The organism is Enterobacter sp. AN-K1 (assembly GCF_020971765.1).
GTDB lineage: Bacteria > Pseudomonadota > Gammaproteobacteria > Enterobacterales > Enterobacteriaceae > Enterobacter > Enterobacter hormaechei_C.
The window spans coordinates 3,541,495-3,558,260 of sequence record NZ_CP087390.1 but is presented as its reverse complement, the minus strand read 5'-3'; the positions used below and the strand labels follow the sequence as shown (position 1 = coordinate 3,558,260).

Here is a 16,766-nt window from a genome sequence, read left to right as displayed (position 1 = left end):
GCCTGTTGCTTTGTTTATTCACATCAACGCTGTCTGGCTTAACGTGCAACTTTGTCGCACCAGCGTAGATCATCGGTAGCACCGAAACGGTGCAACGAGGGATTATTGCCTCTGAATGGTGCGGCGCGCTTCGCAAAAATAAACAATAACGCAGCAAAATCTTTACATTAAGCCAGACTAAATGTTAACAAGCTTGCATAACACTGCACTCGCATTGCGCGAGATATAACAACATCACAATGGGTATCTATGCGTCACTGGCGCTGATAAGAAAGGAGTTGGGTATGCAATTACGTAAACTGGCCACAGCAATGCTGGTTATGGGAATGTCTGCGGGGGTTGTCCACGCTGAAGACGCTCCGGCAGCAGGAAGCACTCTCGACAAGATTGCCAAAAACGGCGTGATCGTGGTCGGCCACCGTGAATCTTCTGTCCCGTTCTCTTACTACGACAACACGCAAAAAGTCGTGGGCTATTCACAGGATTACTCCAACGCCATCGTTGAAGCCGTGAAGAAAAAGCTGAACAAACCTGACCTGCAAGTGAAGCTGATCCCCATCACTTCACAAAACCGTATTCCTCTGCTGCAAAACGGCACATTTGATTTTGAATGTGGCTCAACCACCAACAACCTTGAGCGTCAGAAACAGGCCGCTTTCTCGGACACCATCTTCGTTGTGGGCACCCGCCTGCTGACGAAGAAAGGCGGCGACATCAAAGATTTTGCTGACCTGAAAGGCAAAGCGGTTGTCGTGACCTCCGGTACCACGTCCGAAGTGCTGCTGCACAAGCTGAACGACGAGAAGAAAATGGACATGCGCATCATCAGCGCGAAAGACCATGGCGACTCCTTCCGTACCCTGGAAAGCGGCCGTGCTGTCGCGTTTATGATGGATGACGCCCTGCTGGCGGGCGAACGCGCGAAAGCGAAGAAACCAGACAACTGGGAAATCGTCGGTACCGCCCAGTCGAAAGAAGCCTACGGCTGTATGCTGCGTAAAGGTGACGAGGACTTCAAGAAACTGATCGATGACACCATCGCTCAGGCGCAAACCTCCGGCGAAGCGGCAAAATGGTTCGACAAATGGTTCAAGAACCCAATTCCACCAAAAAACCTGAACATGAACTTTGAACTGTCTGACGACATGAAAGCGCTGTTCAAATCACCAAACGACAAAGCTCTTAACTAATTAGAACGACAGGGGCGGGATCTCCTGCCCTCTCGATTGTCGGGAAGCATGGACAGACATACGTTGAGTGGTCGTTCCCCACTCAGCGCAAAAATTGAGCTTCTCACCAATCTTCGAGGGTAGCGCTGCTACCCTTTTTTTTCTGGAGTTTACTATGTCAATTGACTGGAACTGGGGCATCTTTCTGCAACAAGCCCCGTTCGGCAACACCACCTATCTCGGCTGGCTGTGGAGCGGCTTTCAGGTTACCGTTGCGTTATCGATAACGGCGTGGATTATCGCGTTTCTTGTCGGTTCGCTGTTCGGTATTCTGCGTACCGTCCCTAACCGTTTTCTCTCTTCGATTGGCACGCTCTATGTGGAACTGTTCCGTAACGTTCCGCTGATCGTGCAGTTCTTTACCTGGTATCTGGTGATCCCGGAACTGCTGCCGGAAGATCTCGGCATGTGGTTTAAGGCCGAGCTGGATCCTAACGTACAATTTTTTGTCTCCTCTATGCTGTGTCTGGGGCTGTTCACCGCTGCGCGCGTCTGCGAGCAGGTACGTGCCGCCATACAGTCACTGCCGCGCGGGCAAAAGAATGCGGCACTGGCAATGGGCCTGACTCTGCCCCAGGCCTACCGTTACGTACTGCTGCCTAACGCTTACCGCGTCATCGTTCCGCCGATGACGTCCGAGATGATGAACCTGGTAAAAAACTCGGCTATCGCCTCAACCATCGGTCTGGTGGATATGGCGGCACAGGCGGGCAAACTGCTGGATTACTCCGCTCACGCCTGGGAATCCTTCACGGCGATCACGCTCGCCTATGTTCTGATTAACGCTTTCATCATGCTGGTGATGAACCTGGTTGAACGCAAAGTACGCCTGCCGGGCAATCTGGGGGGCAAATAAATGTACGATTTTGACTGGAGTTCCATTGTTCCCTCCATGCCCTATCTGCTGGATGGACTGGCAATCACCTTAAAGATCACCGTTATCGCCATTATCGTCGGTATTGTCTGGGGCACCCTGCTGGCAGTGATGCGCCTGTCGAGCTTTAAGCCGCTCGCCTGGTTTGCCACGGCTTACGTTAACGTATTCCGCTCCATTCCACTGGTCATGGTGCTGCTGTGGTTTTATCTGATTGTTCCCGGCTTTTTACAGAACGTACTGGGACTGTCGCCAAAGACCGATATCCGCCTGATCTCTGCCATGGTGGCGTTTTCCATGTTTGAAGCCGCCTACTACTCAGAGATCATCCGCGCAGGTATTCAGAGTATCTCTCGCGGGCAGTCCAGCGCTGCGCTGGCGCTCGGTATGACGCACTGGCAGTCCATGAAGCTCATTATTTTGCCGCAGGCGTTTCGCGCCATGGTTCCGCTGCTGCTGACGCAGGGCATCGTCCTGTTCCAGGATACCTCCCTGGTCTACGTGCTGAGTCTGGCAGACTTCTTCCGTACCGCCTCCACCATTGGCGAACGTGACGGAACGCAGGTTGAGATGATCCTCTTCGCGGGCGGGGTCTATTTTGTGATTAGTTTAAGCGCATCGCTGTTGGTCAGCTGGCTGAAGAAAAGGACGGTATAATGATTTCCCTGAAAAATGTTTCTAAATGGTATGGGCACTTTCAGGTGCTGACCGACTGCTCAACGGAAGTGAAAAAAGGCGATGTGGTGGTGGTATGCGGCCCGTCCGGTTCCGGTAAGTCCACGCTTATCAAAACCGTTAATGGGCTGGAACCTGTCCAGCAGGGCGAGATTGTCGTTAACGGTACCAAAGTAAATGACCGCAAAACCAACCTTGCCCAGCTTCGCTCTCACGTAGGGATGGTGTTCCAGCATTTTGAGCTGTTCCCTCACCTGTCCATCATTGAGAACCTGACGCTGGCGCAGGTCAAAGTGCTGAAGCGCGACAAAAAAGCGGCGCGCGAAAAGGGGCTGAAGCTGCTGGAACGCGTCGGGCTGTCTGCGCATGCGAATAAGTTCCCGGCCCAGCTTTCGGGCGGCCAACAGCAGCGTGTGGCAATCGCGCGTGCGCTGTGCATGGATCCGGTGGCAATGCTGTTTGATGAGCCGACGTCCGCGCTCGACCCTGAGATGATCAACGAAGTGCTGGACGTCATGGTGGAGCTGGCGCACGAAGGGATGACCATGATGGTGGTGACGCACGAAATGGGCTTCGCCCGTAAAGTGGCCAACCGCGTGATCTTCATGGATGAAGGGAAAATTGTTGAAGACTCACCAAAAGAAGAGTTCTTCGCAAATCCTAAATCTGAACGTGCAAAAGACTTCCTCGCCAAAATCCTGCATTAATCTTTTTAGTGCGCAATCTGCGGATTGCGCACTGCTTCACGCTTTAGATCTCTTTTTCTATTCGGCGTCACATCGCAGCGTTAACCTTGTCACAAATAATGCTGAGAATGGAGAACGCTATGGCACAGCCAATTATTCTCGACTGCGATCCGGGTCATGATGACGCGATCGCACTCGTCCTTGCTCTTGCTTCCCCTGAACTGGACGTAAAAGCTGTCACCTCCTCCGCCGGGAACCAGACGCCGGATAAAACCTTGCGAAACGTGTTGCGCATGTTGACGCTGCTGAAACGCACCGATATTCCGGTCGCAGGTGGCGCCGTTAAGCCACTGATGCGCGAGCTGATCATTGCGGATAATGTTCACGGTGAGAGTGGGCTGGATGGCCCGGCGCTACCGGAGCCGAATTTCGCACCGCAAAACTGCACTGCCGTCGAGCTCATGGCGAAGGTGCTGCGTGAGAGCGCAGAGCCCGTGACGCTGGTGGCGACCGGCCCGCAGACCAACGTTGCGCTGCTGCTGAACAGCCATCCTGAACTGCACAGCAACATCGCCCGTATCGTCATCATGGGCGGGGCAATGGGGCTGGGGAACTGGACGCCAGCAGCAGAGTTCAACATCTTCGTTGACCCGGAAGCCGCGGAAATCGTCTTCCAGTCGGGCCTGCCGATTGTGATGGCGGGGCTGGACGTGACGCATCGGGCACAGATTATGACAGACGATATTGAACGCTTCCGCGCCGTGGGCAACCCGGTTGCAACGACCGTGGCCGAGCTGCTCGACTTCTTTATGGAGTATCACAAAGCCGAGAAGTGGGGCTTCCACGGCGCCCCGCTGCATGACCCATGCACCATCGCCTGGCTGCTGAAGCCGGAAATGTTTACCACGGTCGAGCGTTGGGTTGGTGTGGAAACACAGGGGAAATATACCCAGGGAATGACGGTGGTGGACTATTACTCGCTGACGGGAAACAAGCCGAATACCACGGTAATGGTGGATATCGATCGGGAAGCGTTTGTGGATTTGCTGGCGGAGCGGCTGCCTTATTATTCTGCGGCCTGATGCCCTCACCCCGCCCCTCTCCCACAGGGAGAGGGTGCAAACAGTTTTGCTTTTACCTACGGCTCAAATGGCCGACGCTGGAACTGGTCGTGCCCGCACTTCGGACACAGCGACAGCACCTCCGGCGTATAAACGGCGATATGGTGGTGGCACTTCTCACACACCAGGTTCCCCAACCCCACTACTTCGCCGCTGTGATAGACACCGTGGTGGTTTAAATCCTGAAACACCTCACGCCATTCCAGCTGAGTTTTATCGGTAATATCCGCCAGCTCCTGCCACAGGCTCTCTTTGATGACCCGCATAAAAACGCTGTCGGCGATCTCGTCCTGGCTCTCTTCATAGCTTCGCGCGAACTCCTCCAGGTCACGGCGCACGGCGCGCGTCACCTCTTCCACTTCGGTTCGCGTTAACTCACCCGTTTGCGTCACGCGTGCGCGTGCCTGTTCGACCAGCGCGTCGATATCACGCTCGCCGTTACGCAGCCGTTCCGTCAGAGTCGCTACCAGTTCACGGTAAAATTGAGCAACCTTGTTCATCATTTTGCCTCCCGGGTAAGTAACTGTCTCTAATAATAGACCTTATTTCGCCGCCGCTTTGTCAGGTGAAGCACAGACCCGGTAAATTCCTGCAAAGTGCATTTGCGTGAAAGGCTGTTTTGACGCGGGCGTTTGGGCTATGCTATGCGGATCTGAATTACCACATCCATTGGCTACATTTGTAGCTGTATTGAACACAGGACCACTGGCTGCCATGCAAGAGCAATACCGCCCGGAAGAGATAGAATCAAAAGTCCAGCAACACTGGGACGAGAAGCGCACCTTTGAAGTAACCGAAGACGAGAGCAAAGAGAAGTATTACTGCCTGTCGATGCTTCCCTATCCTTCTGGTCGACTACACATGGGCCACGTGCGTAACTACACCATCGGAGACGTGATTGCGCGCTACCAGCGTATGCTGGGCAAAAACGTTCTTCAGCCTATCGGCTGGGATGCGTTCGGCCTGCCTGCTGAAGGCGCGGCGGTGAAAAACAACACGGCACCGGCTCCGTGGACGTACGACAACATTGCGTACATGAAAAACCAGCTGAAAATGCTGGGCTTTGGCTATGACTGGAGTCGCGAGCTGGCAACCTGTACCCCGGAATACTACCGCTGGGAGCAGAAATTCTTTACCGAGCTGTATAAAAAAGGCCTGGTGTACAAGAAGACCTCTGCCGTTAACTGGTGCCCGAATGACCAGACCGTTCTCGCGAACGAACAGGTTATCGACGGCTGCTGCTGGCGCTGCGACACCAAAGTAGAGCGTAAAGAGATCCCGCAGTGGTTTATCAAAATCACCGCCTACGCTGACGAACTGCTGAACGATCTGGATAATCTGGACCACTGGCCAGATACCGTTAAGACCATGCAGCGCAACTGGATCGGCCGTTCCGAAGGTGTGGAAATTACCTTCAACGTTGAGAACTACGACCAGACCCTGACCGTCTATACCACCCGTCCGGACACCTTCATGGGCGCGACCTACCTGGCCGTGGCCGCAGGTCACCCGCTGGCGCAGAAAGCGGCAGAAAACAATCCGGAACTGGCGACCTTCATCGACGAATGCCGCAATACTAAAGTGGCCGAAGCCGACATGGCGACGATGGAGAAAAAAGGCGTTGATACCGGCTTTAAAGCCATTCACCCGCTGACGGGCGAAGCGATCCCTGTCTGGGCAGCCAACTTCGTACTGATGGAATACGGCACAGGCGCAGTGATGGCCGTGCCGGGTCACGACCAGCGCGACTACGAATTTGCCACCAAATACGGCCTGACCATCAAGCCTGTTATTCTTGCTGCTGACGGCTCTGAGCCCGATCTCTCTGAGCAAGCGCTGACTGAAAAAGGCACCCTGTTTAACTCCGGTGAGTTCAGCGGCCTGAGCTTCGAAGAAGGCTTCAACGCCATCGCCGATAAGCTGGCCTCCCTGGGCGTGGGCGAGCGTAAAGTGAACTACCGTCTGCGCGACTGGGGCGTTTCCCGTCAGCGTTACTGGGGTGCGCCAATCCCAATGGTGACTCTGGAAGATGGCACCGTGATGCCAACGCCGGAAGATCAGCTGCCAGTGATCCTGCCGGAAGACGTGGTCATGGACGGCATCACCAGCCCGATCAAAGCCGATCCTGAATGGGCGAAAACCACCGTCAACGGTCAGCCAGCGCTGCGTGAAACCGACACCTTCGACACCTTTATGGAATCCTCCTGGTACTATGCGCGCTACACCTGCCCGCAGTACAAAGAAGGCATGCTGGATTCCGATGCAGCAAACTACTGGCTGCCGGTAGACATCTACATCGGTGGCATTGAACACGCCATTATGCACCTGCTCTACTTCCGCTTCTTCCACAAACTGATGCGTGACGCAGGCCTCGTCAACTCCGACGAGCCGGCAAAACAGCTGTTGTGTCAGGGTATGGTGCTGGCAGATGCGTTCTACTACGTTGGCGCGAACGGCGAGCGTAACTGGGTTTCTCCGGTTGATGCGATTGTGGAGCGCGACGAGAAAGGCCGTATCGTGAAGGCGAAAGACGCCGAAGGTCATGAACTGGTGTATACCGGCATGAGCAAGATGTCCAAGTCGAAAAATAACGGTATCGACCCGCAGGTAATGGTTGAGCGTTACGGCGCTGACACCGTGCGTCTGTTCATGATGTTCGCCTCCCCGGCAGATATGACGCTGGAATGGCAGGAATCTGGCGTTGAAGGGGCAAACCGCTTCCTGAAACGCGTCTGGAAACTGGTGTACGAGCACACCTCTCAGGGTGATGCGCCAGCGCTGAACGTGGCTGCACTGAGCGAAGATCAGCAGGCGCTGCGTCGTGATGTTCATAAAACCATTGCGAAAGTCACCGATGATATTGGTCGTCGTCAGACCTTCAATACCGCAATTGCGGCTATTATGGAACTGATGAACAAGCTGGCGAAAGCCCCGCAGGACGGCGAGCAGGATCGCGCCTTAATGCGTGAAGCGCTGCTGGCGGTCGTTCGCATGCTTAACCCGTTCACGCCGCACGTTAGCTTCACCCTGTGGCAGGAGCTGAAAGGCGAAGGCGATATCGACAACGCGCCGTGGCCAGTGGCGGATGAATCCGCTATGGTGGAAAACACCACGCTGGTGGTGGTGCAGGTTAACGGTAAAGTGCGCGGTAAAATTACCGTCGCGGTCGACGCAACCGAAGAACAGGTTCGCGAGCGCGCAGGCCAGGAGCATCTGGTCGCGAAATACCTTGAGGGCGTTACCGTACGTAAAGTGATCTACGTACCGGGTAAACTGCTGAATCTGGTCGTTGGCTAAGCGCGGGAGGAAACGTGCGACAACTGGCAACAATACTCTTATCTCTGGCGGTGCTTGTCACCGCTGGCTGCGGCTGGCACCTGCGCAACACCACGGCAGTGCCAGCTCAGATGAAAACGATGATCTTCGACTCATCCGATCCGAACGGACCGCTGAGCCGGGCCGTTCGTAACCAGCTGCGTTTGAACGGCGTTGAAATTATTGAGAAAGGAACACTTCGCCAGGACGTGCCATCGTTCCGTCTTCTGGGAATGAGTCTGAATAAAGACACGGCTTCTATTTTCCAGGATGGTCGTACGGCAGAGTACCAGATGGTAATGTCGGTTAACGCAACAGTATTGCTGCCGGGTAAGGACATTTATCCGATCAATACCAAAGTTTATCGTTCCTTCTTTGATAACCCACAAACAGCGCTAGCCAAAAGCGCTGAGCAGCAAATAATTATCAATGAAATGTATGATAAGGCAGCAGAACAGCTGATTCGTAAATTGCCAAGTATTATGGCAACTTCCAGACAAGGTGCTGACATCATTGAGAAACCAGATGTTAAATCAAATCTGGATTCAACTTTCATGGGTAACTGATGATCAGGTTGTATCCTGAACAACTCCGCGCGCAGCTCAACGAAGGGCTGCGCGCGGCCTATCTGCTACTCGGCAATGACCCCCTGTTACTTCAGGAAAGCCTTGATGCGGTTCGCCATGCGGCAGCCGCACAGGGTTTCGATGAGCATCATACGTTCCAGATCGATAACAGTACCGACTGGAACGCTATCTTCTCGCTTTGTCAGGCCATGAGCCTGTTTGCCTCTCGTCAGACAATCCAGATCCTGCTGCCGGAGAATGGTCCTAACGCTGCCATCAATGAACAGCTGGCTATGCTGGTGAGTTTGTTACACAGCGATCTGCTGCTTATCGTACGCGGCAACAAACTCACAAAAGCGCAGGAAAACGCGGCCTGGTTTACCCGGCTAGCCCCCAGTGCGGTGCTGGTCACCTGCCAGACGCCAGAGCAGGCGCATCTGCCAAAATGGGTTGCCGCGCGAGCAAAGCAGCACAATTTGCAGCTGGATGAGGCCGCCAGTCAGCTCCTGTGCTACTGCTACGAAGGCAACCTTCTGGCACTGGCGCAGGCGCTGGACAGGCTCGCCCTGCTGTGGCCCGATGGTAAGCTGACGCTGCCGCGCGTGGAACAGGCGGTGAATGATGCCGCGCACTTTACCCCCTTCCACTGGGTTGATGCGCTGCTGTCGGCGAAAAGTAAGCGTGCTCTGCACATCCTGCAACAGCTGCGCCTGGAAGGGAGTGAGCCGGTCATTCTGCTCCGTACGCTCCAGCGCGAATTACTGCTGCTGAACAACCTTAAACGCCAGTCAGCACACACACCCCTGCGCGCCTTATTCGACAAACATCGCGTCTGGCAAAACCGTCGGGCGATGACCACGGAGGCGATAAACCGCCTGAGCCAGGAGCAGTTGCGTCAGGCAGTACAACTTCTGATGCGCGCCGAACTGACGTTAAAACAGGATTACGGCCAGTCTGTCTGGGCGGAGCTGGAGAGCCTCTCTTTGCTGCTCTGCCATAAGGCGCTGGCAGACGTATTTATCGATGGGTGATATGCATTCTTTACAGGCAATGTATGGCGGGACCTTCGACCCGGTACACTATGGGCATCTTAAGCCGGTAGAAATCCTCGCGAATTTGATTGGGTTGCAGCGGGTAATCATCATGCCCAACAATGTTCCGCCGCACCGTCCTCAGCCAGAAGCAACCAGCGAGCAGCGTAAAGCGATGCTCGCACTGGCTATCGCCGATAAGCCTCTCTTCACGCTGGATGAGCGTGAACTGCGCAGGGATACCCCTTCCTGGACATCGCAAACGCTGCGGGAGTGGCGCGCTGAGCAAGGGCCCATGAAACCGCTGGCGTTTATCATCGGCCAGGATTCCTTGCTCAACTTTCCCAGCTGGTACCAGTACGAAACCATTTTGGAAAACAGTCATCTGCTGGTCTGCCGCCGTCCGGGCTACCCGCTGACCATGCGCGACGCACAGCATCAGCAGTGGCTTGACGCGCATCTGACGGACAATATAGAAGACCTGCACAGTCTCCCCGCCGGGAAAATTTACCTCGCTGAAACGCCGTGGTTTGATATTTCCGCAACCCTCATCCGCGAGCGTCTCCAGCAGGGTTTAGACTGTGACGATCTCCTCCCCTCGCCCGTGCTGGCCTATATCCATGCGCACGGTCTGTATCAGAAAAGTACAGATGTCTGAGCATCGCCGGCGAAATTGTCCGTTAATGATTATCCTGCCTTGACAGGCTAAGCCATACTGATATCCTCCGCTGCCAGACTTTCCCGCCGATCGCTGCTTTACAGAAATTGTTTTACAAAAATGGCGATGCAATATCAGGCGGAGGGTGGGATGATACCCGCCTTCAAAAGCCGGGCGGTGACATTTGTCCCGCGACTGGCGTCAGTTCAGGTATACTGACTGACCACGAATTCATAGTTGTACAATCTCATACACCCAGGGGGAAAACTTGCAGGGTAAAGCACTCCAGGATTTTGTTATCGACAAAATTGATGACCTGAAAGGTCAGGACATCATCGCTATCGACGTTAAGGGTAAATCCAGCATCACCGACTGCATGATCATCTGCACCGGGACCTCAACTCGTCACGTTGTTTCGATTGCTGACCATGTTGTTCAGGAATCGCGCGCGGCAGGGCTGCTTCCGCTGGGCGTTGAAGGTGAAGCGACCGCTGACTGGGTGGTTGTCGATCTCGGCGATGTGATTGTCCACGTCATGCAGGAAGAGAGCCGTCGCCTGTATGAGCTGGAAAAACTCTGGGGTTAATGCGTGAAGTTGCAACTGGTCGCCGTCGGCACCAAAATGCCGGACTGGGTACAAACCGGTTTTACTGAGTATCTGCGTCGTTTCCCAAAAGATATGCCGTTCGAACTGGTGGAGATCCCAGCAGGAAAGCGCGGCAAGAACGCAGATATCAAACGTATTCTCGATAAAGAGGGAGAGCTGATGCTGGCTGCCGCAGGCAAAAACCGCATCGTGACCCTCGATATCCCGGGCAAACCCTGGGATACGCCGCAGCTGGCGCACGAACTGGAGCGCTGGAAGCAGGATGGTCGGGACGTCAGTCTGTTGATTGGCGGACCAGAGGGGTTATCTCCCGCCTGCAAAGCGGCAGCAGAACAAAGTTGGTCACTCTCGGCGCTGACGCTGCCCCACCCGCTTGTACGGGTTCTCGTGGCAGAAAGTTTATACCGCGCATGGAGCATCACTACCAACCACCCTTATCACCGCGAGTAATGACTGACCAGGGTAATTTAAGCAGCGGATGAAACTACAGAATTCTTTTCGCGACTATACGGCTGAGTCCGCGCTGTTTGTGCGCCGGGCGCTGGTCGCCTTTACGGGGATTTTGCTGCTTACCGGCGTGCTGATCGCCAACCTCTATAATCTGCAAATTGTCCGCTATACCGATTACCAGACCCGCTCAAACGAAAACCGTATCAAGCTGGTGCCCATCGCGCCCAGCCGCGGCATTATCTACGATCGTAACGGCACGCCGCTGGCGCTCAATCGCACCATCTACCAGATAGAAATGATGCCCGAGAAAGTGGATAACGTGCAGGATACGCTGAACGCGCTGAGAAGCGTTGTCGACCTGACTGATGACGATATCGCTGCGTTCAAAAAAGAGCGTGCACGTTCTCACCGCTTCACCTCCATTCCGGTAAAAACCAACCTGACGGAAGTGCAGGTCGCCCGTTTTGCCGTTAACCAGTACCGTTTCCCCGGTGTGGAAGTCAAAGGCTATAAACGCCGCTACTATCCTTACGGCTCCGCGCTGACGCACGTCATTGGTTACGTCTCCAAAATCAACGATAAAGACGTCGAACGCCTTGATAAAGACGGCAAGCTGGCTAACTACGCCGCAACCCATGATATTGGCAAGCTGGGGATCGAACGTTATTACGAAGACGTGCTGCACGGTCAGACCGGGTATGAAGAGGTTGAAGTTAACAACCGTGGCCGCGTGATCCGTCAGCTGAAAGAGGTTCCCCCGCAGGCGGGGCATGACGTCTATCTGACGCTCGACCTGAAGCTACAGCAGTATATCGAGACGCTGCTGGCGGGTAGCCGTGCTGCGGTTATTGTGACCGACCCGCGTACCGGCGGCATTCTGGCGATGGTTTCGATGCCAAGCTACGATCCGAACCTGTTCGTGGATGGCATCTCCAGCAAGGATTACTCCGGCCTGCTCAACGATCCAAACACGCCGCTGGTGAATCGCGCGACGCAGGGGGTTTATCCTCCAGCTTCAACGGTTAAACCGTATGTCGCCGTGTCTGCGCTAAGCGCGGGCGTCATCACCCGTAATACCAGTCTGTTTGACCCCGGCTGGTGGCAGTTGCCTGGCTCTGAGAAACGCTACCGCGACTGGAAAAAATGGGGCCACGGCCATCTGAACGTGACCAAATCACTGGAGGAGTCGGCGGATACCTTCTTCTATCAGGTCGCCTACGACATGGGTATTGACCGTCTGTCTGAATGGATGAGCAAATTCGGCTACGGGCATTACACCGGCATAGATTTGGCGGAAGAACGTTCCGGCAACATGCCAACCCGCGAATGGAAGCTGAAGCGCTTTAAAAAACCCTGGTATCAGGGTGACACCATTCCGGTGGGGATCGGCCAGGGCTACTGGACGGCAACGCCGCTGCAAATGAACAAGGCAATGATGATCCTCATTAACGATGGCGTTGTGAAAGTGCCGCACCTGCTGCAAAGCACCGTTGAAGACGGCAAAAAAGTGCCGTGGATACAGCCGCACGAGCCGCCGGTGGGTGACATTCATTCCGGCTACTGGGAAATCGCGAAAGACGGCATGTACGGTGTAGCCAACCGCCCTAACGGGACGGCGCACAAATATTTCGCTGGCGCACCGTATAAGGTTGCCGCGAAATCAGGTACGGCTCAGGTCTTCGGTCTGAAAGCGAATGAAACTTATAACGCACATAAAATTGCCGAACGTCTGCGTGACCACAAGCTCATGACGGCGTTTGCCCCTTATGATAACCCGCAGGTTGCGGTGGCGATGATTCTTGAGAACGGCGGCGCAGGCCCGGCGGTGGGTACCATCATGCGTCAAATCCTCGACCACATCATGCTGGGTGACAACAACACCGAACTGCCAGCTGAAAACCCGGCAGCCGCTGCGGCGGAGGACCAATAATCATGACGGATAATCCGAATAAAAAATCGCTGTGGGACAAGATCCACATCGACCCTGCCATGCTGCTGATCCTGCTGGCTCTGCTGGTCTATAGCGCCCTCGTTATCTGGAGCGCCAGCGGCCAGGATATCGGCATGATGGAGCGTAAAATCGGCCAGATCGCCATGGGTCTGGTCATTATGGTGGTGATGGCGCAAATACCGCCGCGCGTGTACGAGGGCTGGGCGCCCTATCTCTATATTTTCTGTATCATTTTGTTGGTGGCAGTAGATGCTTTCGGCGCCATCTCGAAGGGGGCGCAACGCTGGCTGGATCTGGGGATTGTCCGCTTCCAGCCGTCGGAAATCGCCAAAATCGCCGTCCCGCTGATGGTGGCGCGCTTTATTAACCGCGACGTCTGCCCGCCGTCGTTGAAAAATACCGCTATTGCGCTGGTGCTGATTTTCCTGCCGACGCTGCTCGTGGCCGCACAGCCGGACCTCGGTACTTCAATTCTTATCGCCCTCTCCGGCCTGTTCGTCCTGTTCCTGTCCGGCCTGAGCTGGCGTCTGATTGGTATCGCCGTGGTGCTGGTTGCCGCGTTTATCCCTATCCTCTGGTTCTTCCTGATGCATGATTACCAGCGTCAGCGCGTTATGATGCTGCTCGATCCCGAGACCGATCCGCTGGGCGCAGGCTATCATATTATTCAGTCGAAGATTGCGATTGGCTCCGGAGGCCTGCGTGGTAAAGGCTGGCTGCACGGTACGCAGTCGCAGCTCGAATTTTTACCGGAACGCCACACCGACTTTATCTTTGCCGTTCTGGCTGAGGAGTTAGGGCTGGTTGGCATCCTGGTGCTGCTTGCACTCTACGTGCTGCTGATCATGCGAGGTTTGTGGATTGCCGCGCGCGCGCAAACCACCTTTGGTCGCGTGATGGCAGGCGGATTAATGTTGATTTTGTTCGTTTATGTCTTCGTAAATATTGGTATGGTGAGTGGTATTCTGCCGGTTGTTGGCGTACCGCTGCCGCTGGTGAGTTACGGGGGCTCGGCACTGATCGTGTTGATGGCCGGGTTTGGTATCGTCATGTCGATCCATACCCACAGGAAAATGTTGTCCAAAAGCGTATAAAAATAAGGGGATCGCAATGCGTAAGCAGTGGCTGGGGATCTGCATCGCAGCAAGTTTACTTGCCGCCTGTACAAGTGATGATGGTCAGCAACAGGCAACCGTCGCGCCGCCGCAGCCTGCGGTCTGTAATGGCCCGATTGTTGAGATTAGCGGTGCCGATCCCGTTTATGAACCGCTGAACGCCAGCGTGAATCAGGATTATCAGCGCGACGGTAAAAGCTATAAAATCGTTCAGGATCCTTCCCGTTTCAGCCAGGCTGGCTTTGCTGCCATCTATGATGCTGAGCCCGGCAGCAATCTGACCGCGTCGGGTGAAACCTTCGATCCGATGCAGATCACGGCGGCACACCCGACGTTGCCTGTCCCGAGCTATGCACGCATCACTAACCTGGCGAATGGCCGAATGATCGTGGTGCGTATCAACGATCGCGGTCCTTACGGCACCGATCGCGTGATCTCCCTGTCCCGCGCGGCGGCCGACCGTCTGAACACCTCAAACAATACTAAAGTGCGTATCGACCCGATTATCGTGGCGCAGGATGGTTCACTGTCTGGCCCGGGCACGGCCTGTACCACGGTCGCGAAACAGACCTATGCCCTGCCCGCTCGCCCGGATCTGAGCGGTGGTATGGGGGGCGCTTCAACGCCGGCAGAGCCCGCACAGCCGCAGGGTGAAGTGCGTGCTATCAGCAACGATACGCTGCAAAGTGAAGACGCGACCGGCGCCCCGGTGAAAAGCAGTGGTTTCCTTGGCGCACCCACCACGTTAGCGCCGGGCGTGATTGAATCAAATGAACCTGCCCCAGCGCCTGCGCCCGTCGCTGCTGCACCCGCTACACAACCCGCCCCGGTGACCGCGCCTGCTGCTACGCAGACTGCGGCGCCTGCGACGGCGAGCGGCAGCTACGTGGTTCAGGTTGGCGCCGTCAGCGATCGGACCCGTGCAGAGCAATATCAGCAGCGTTTAAGCAAGCAGTTTGGCGTGCCAGGCCGCGTTGAGCAAAACGGTGCGGTATGGCGTATCCAGATGGGTCCATTTGCCAGCAAATCGCAGGCAGGGTCCCTGCAACAGCGTTTGCAGAGCGAGGCGCAGCTCCAGTCGTTTATCGCTGTTGCAAAATAATTATTCGGTGGTATCCGAAATGTCAGTTTGTGTAAAGCACGTTAACACTCTCATGATGAAAGTCGGATGCCTGCCCGTATAGCATTTGCTATAGTAAGGCACTTTTTTTAATTCCATCACGGATGTCGTAGTTCTGACCATGAAGACCACTTTTTCTGCTCGTTTTGTGCAGCGCATGGCGCTGACCACGGCCCTTTGCGCTGCTGCGTTCTCCGCAGCTCACGCGGACGACCTGAACATCAAGACCATGATCCCTGGCGTTCCGCAGATCGACGCGGAATCCTACATCCTGATTGATTACAACTCCGGCAAAGTTCTGGCAGAACAGAACGCCGATGCCCGCCGCGATCCGGCCAGCCTGACCAAAATGATGACCAGCTATGTTATCGGTCAGGCCATGAAAGCAGGCAAATTCAAAGAAACCGACCTGGTGACTATCGGTAACGATGCGTGGGCAACCGGCAACCCGGTGTTCAAAGGTTCATCGCTGATGTTCCTGAAGCCAGGCATGCAGGTTCCGGTCTCTCAGCTTATCCGTGGCATCAACTTGCAGTCCGGTAACGACGCCTGCGTGGCCATGGCCGATTTTGCAGCGGGCAGCCAGGACGCGTTCGTGGGCCTGATGAACAGCTACGTCTCCGCCCTGGGCCTGAAAAACAGCCACTTCCAGACCGTTCACGGCCTGGACGCCGAAGGTCAGTACAGTTCCGCGCGTGACATGGCGCTGATCGGTCAGGCGCTGATCCGCGATGTGCCAAACGAGTACTCTATCTACAAAGAGAAAGAGTTCACCTTCAACGGCATTCGTCAGACCAACCGTAACGGCCTGCTGTGGGACAACAGCCTGAACGTCGACGGCATCAAAACTGGCCACACCGATAAAGCCGGCTATAACCTGGTGGCCTCCGCCACTGAAGGCCAGATGCGTCTGATCTCTGCCGTGATGGGGGGGCGTACGTTTAAAGGCCGCGAAACGGAAAGCAAAAAGCTGCTGACCTGGGGCTTCCGCTTCTTCGAAACCGTGAACCCGCTGAAAGCCGGTAAAGAATTTGCCTCTGAACCTGTCTGGTTTGGCGATAACGATCGCGCTTCCCTGGGCGTGGACAAAGATCTCTATCTGACGATCCCACGCGGTCGTATGAAAGATCTGAAAGCCAGCTACGTGCTGAATACCACCGAGCTGCACGCCCCGCTGCAAAAGAATCAGGTCGTGGGTACCATTAACTTCCAGCTGGATGGCAAAACCATCGATCAGCGCCCGCTGGTGGTGCTGGAGGAAATTCCTGAAGGCAATTTCTTCGGCAAAATCATTGATTACATTAAGCTGATGTTCCATCACTGGTTTGGTTAAAAATTGAACACTTGAAAGTGTGATTTTGATCCCCA

Annotated in this window: 16 protein-coding genes; 15 read left to right on the top strand and 1 reads right to left on the bottom strand. The window is 55.1% G+C overall.

The window, feature by feature from the left end; translation table 11 throughout:
* The first annotated feature begins 284 nt into the window (after nucleotides 1-284).
* The 5 genes from LOC22_RS16885 (at nucleotide 285) to rihA (ending at nucleotide 4,546) form a co-directional block, all read left to right on the top strand.
* Complete coding sequence (locus tag LOC22_RS16885) at nucleotides 285-1,190, top strand: amino acid ABC transporter substrate-binding protein (RefSeq protein WP_003858681.1); 906 nt, start codon at nucleotides 285-287, stop codon at nucleotides 1,188-1,190.
* 154 nt (nucleotides 1,191-1,344) lie between these two features.
* Nucleotides 1,345-2,085, top strand: coding sequence for a glutamate/aspartate ABC transporter permease GltJ (gene gltJ / locus LOC22_RS16880; protein ID WP_015571133.1), 741 nt, complete (start codon nucleotides 1,345-1,347; stop codon nucleotides 2,083-2,085).
* Nucleotides 2,086-2,760 carry a glutamate/aspartate ABC transporter permease GltK gene (gene gltK / locus LOC22_RS16875; RefSeq protein ID WP_003858686.1) on the top strand — a complete coding sequence of 225 codons (675 nt, stop codon included), beginning with the start codon at nucleotides 2,086-2,088 and terminating at the stop codon, nucleotides 2,758-2,760.
* Nucleotides 2,760-3,485, top strand: coding sequence for an amino acid ABC transporter ATP-binding protein (locus LOC22_RS16870; RefSeq protein ID WP_017382465.1), 726 nt, complete (start codon nucleotides 2,760-2,762; stop codon nucleotides 3,483-3,485). Before gltK ends, LOC22_RS16870 begins: the two co-directional genes overlap by 1 nt.
* A gap of 119 nt (nucleotides 3,486-3,604) precedes the next feature.
* On the top strand, nucleotides 3,605-4,546 hold the full coding sequence (gene rihA / locus LOC22_RS16865) for a pyrimidine-specific ribonucleoside hydrolase RihA (protein WP_023296115.1): 942 nt from the start codon (nucleotides 3,605-3,607) through the stop codon (nucleotides 4,544-4,546).
* A gap of 56 nt (nucleotides 4,547-4,602) precedes the next feature.
* Here rihA and LOC22_RS16860 read toward each other — a convergent pair whose 3' ends face one another.
* A complete protein-coding gene (locus LOC22_RS16860) occupies nucleotides 4,603-5,085 on the bottom strand; it encodes a zinc ribbon-containing protein (RefSeq protein WP_003858689.1) in 483 nt (160 codons plus the stop codon).
* 214 nt (nucleotides 5,086-5,299) lie between these two features.
* Here LOC22_RS16860 and leuS point away from each other — a divergent pair, with 214 nt between their 5' ends.
* From leuS to dacA, 10 genes are all read left to right on the top strand, one after another.
* Nucleotides 5,300-7,882 (top strand): leucine--tRNA ligase, encoded by a 2,583-nt coding sequence (leuS, locus tag LOC22_RS16855; RefSeq protein WP_015571136.1) that lies wholly within the window; start codon nucleotides 5,300-5,302, stop codon nucleotides 7,880-7,882.
* Nucleotides 7,883-7,896: 14 nt separating this feature from the next.
* On the top strand, nucleotides 7,897-8,466 hold the full coding sequence (gene lptE / locus LOC22_RS16850) for an LPS assembly lipoprotein LptE (protein WP_047355452.1): 570 nt from the start codon (nucleotides 7,897-7,899) through the stop codon (nucleotides 8,464-8,466).
* A complete protein-coding gene (gene holA / locus LOC22_RS16845) occupies nucleotides 8,466-9,497 on the top strand; it encodes a DNA polymerase III subunit delta (protein WP_032652963.1) in 1,032 nt (343 codons plus the stop codon). Before lptE ends, holA begins: the two co-directional genes overlap by 1 nt.
* Nucleotides 9,490-10,155, top strand: a complete 666-nt coding sequence (gene nadD, locus LOC22_RS16840; RefSeq protein WP_003858694.1) for a nicotinate-nucleotide adenylyltransferase — start codon at nucleotides 9,490-9,492, stop codon at nucleotides 10,153-10,155. The genes holA and nadD overlap by 8 nt, the downstream gene beginning before the upstream one ends.
* Nucleotides 10,156-10,423: 268 nt before the next feature.
* Complete coding sequence (gene rsfS, locus LOC22_RS16835) at nucleotides 10,424-10,741, top strand: ribosome silencing factor (protein ID WP_003858696.1); 318 nt, start codon at nucleotides 10,424-10,426, stop codon at nucleotides 10,739-10,741.
* Between the two features lie 3 nt (nucleotides 10,742-10,744).
* The gene (gene rlmH, locus LOC22_RS16830) at nucleotides 10,745-11,212 is read left to right on the top strand and encodes a 23S rRNA (pseudouridine(1915)-N(3))-methyltransferase RlmH (RefSeq protein ID WP_003858701.1); all 468 of its coding nucleotides are present in this window, start codon (nucleotides 10,745-10,747) and stop codon (nucleotides 11,210-11,212) included.
* A 28-nt stretch (nucleotides 11,213-11,240) separates the two neighbouring features.
* Nucleotides 11,241-13,142, top strand: a complete 1,902-nt coding sequence (mrdA, locus tag LOC22_RS16825) for a peptidoglycan DD-transpeptidase MrdA (RefSeq protein ID WP_015571138.1) — start codon at nucleotides 11,241-11,243, stop codon at nucleotides 13,140-13,142.
* A gap of 2 nt (nucleotides 13,143-13,144) precedes the next feature.
* Nucleotides 13,145-14,257 (top strand): peptidoglycan glycosyltransferase MrdB, encoded by a 1,113-nt coding sequence (mrdB, locus tag LOC22_RS16820; protein ID WP_015571139.1) that lies wholly within the window; start codon nucleotides 13,145-13,147, stop codon nucleotides 14,255-14,257.
* Between the two features lie 16 nt (nucleotides 14,258-14,273).
* A complete protein-coding gene (rlpA, locus tag LOC22_RS16815) occupies nucleotides 14,274-15,380 on the top strand; it encodes an endolytic peptidoglycan transglycosylase RlpA (protein ID WP_230239070.1) in 1,107 nt (368 codons plus the stop codon).
* Between the two features lie 139 nt (nucleotides 15,381-15,519).
* Nucleotides 15,520-16,731, top strand: a complete 1,212-nt coding sequence (dacA, locus tag LOC22_RS16810) for a D-alanyl-D-alanine carboxypeptidase DacA (RefSeq protein ID WP_003858714.1) — start codon at nucleotides 15,520-15,522, stop codon at nucleotides 16,729-16,731.
* Nucleotides 16,732-16,766 lie beyond the last annotated feature (35 nt).

Coding starts and splice junctions, on each gene's coding strand:
- LOC22_RS16885 (WP_003858681.1), top strand. CDS start 285: ATGCAATTACGTAAACTGGCCACAGCAATGCTGGTTATGGGAATGTCT.
- holA (WP_032652963.1), top strand. CDS start 8,466: ATGATCAGGTTGTATCCTGAACAACTCCGCGCGCAGCTCAACGAAGGG.
- gltJ (WP_015571133.1), top strand. CDS start 1,345: ATGTCAATTGACTGGAACTGGGGCATCTTTCTGCAACAAGCCCCGTTC.
- rlpA (WP_230239070.1), top strand. CDS start 14,274: ATGCGTAAGCAGTGGCTGGGGATCTGCATCGCAGCAAGTTTACTTGCC.
- nadD (WP_003858694.1), top strand. CDS start 9,490: ATGGGTGATATGCATTCTTTACAGGCAATGTATGGCGGGACCTTCGAC.
- leuS (WP_015571136.1), top strand. CDS start 5,300: ATGCAAGAGCAATACCGCCCGGAAGAGATAGAATCAAAAGTCCAGCAA.
- dacA (WP_003858714.1), top strand. CDS start 15,520: ATGAAGACCACTTTTTCTGCTCGTTTTGTGCAGCGCATGGCGCTGACC.
- LOC22_RS16870 (WP_017382465.1), top strand. CDS start 2,760: ATGATTTCCCTGAAAAATGTTTCTAAATGGTATGGGCACTTTCAGGTG.
- LOC22_RS16860 (WP_003858689.1), bottom strand. CDS start 5,085: ATGAACAAGGTTGCTCAATTTTACCGTGAACTGGTAGCGACTCTGACG.
- gltK (WP_003858686.1), top strand. CDS start 2,086: ATGTACGATTTTGACTGGAGTTCCATTGTTCCCTCCATGCCCTATCTG.
- mrdA (WP_015571138.1), top strand. CDS start 11,241: ATGAAACTACAGAATTCTTTTCGCGACTATACGGCTGAGTCCGCGCTG.
- mrdB (WP_015571139.1), top strand. CDS start 13,145: ATGACGGATAATCCGAATAAAAAATCGCTGTGGGACAAGATCCACATC.
- rihA (WP_023296115.1), top strand. CDS start 3,605: ATGGCACAGCCAATTATTCTCGACTGCGATCCGGGTCATGATGACGCG.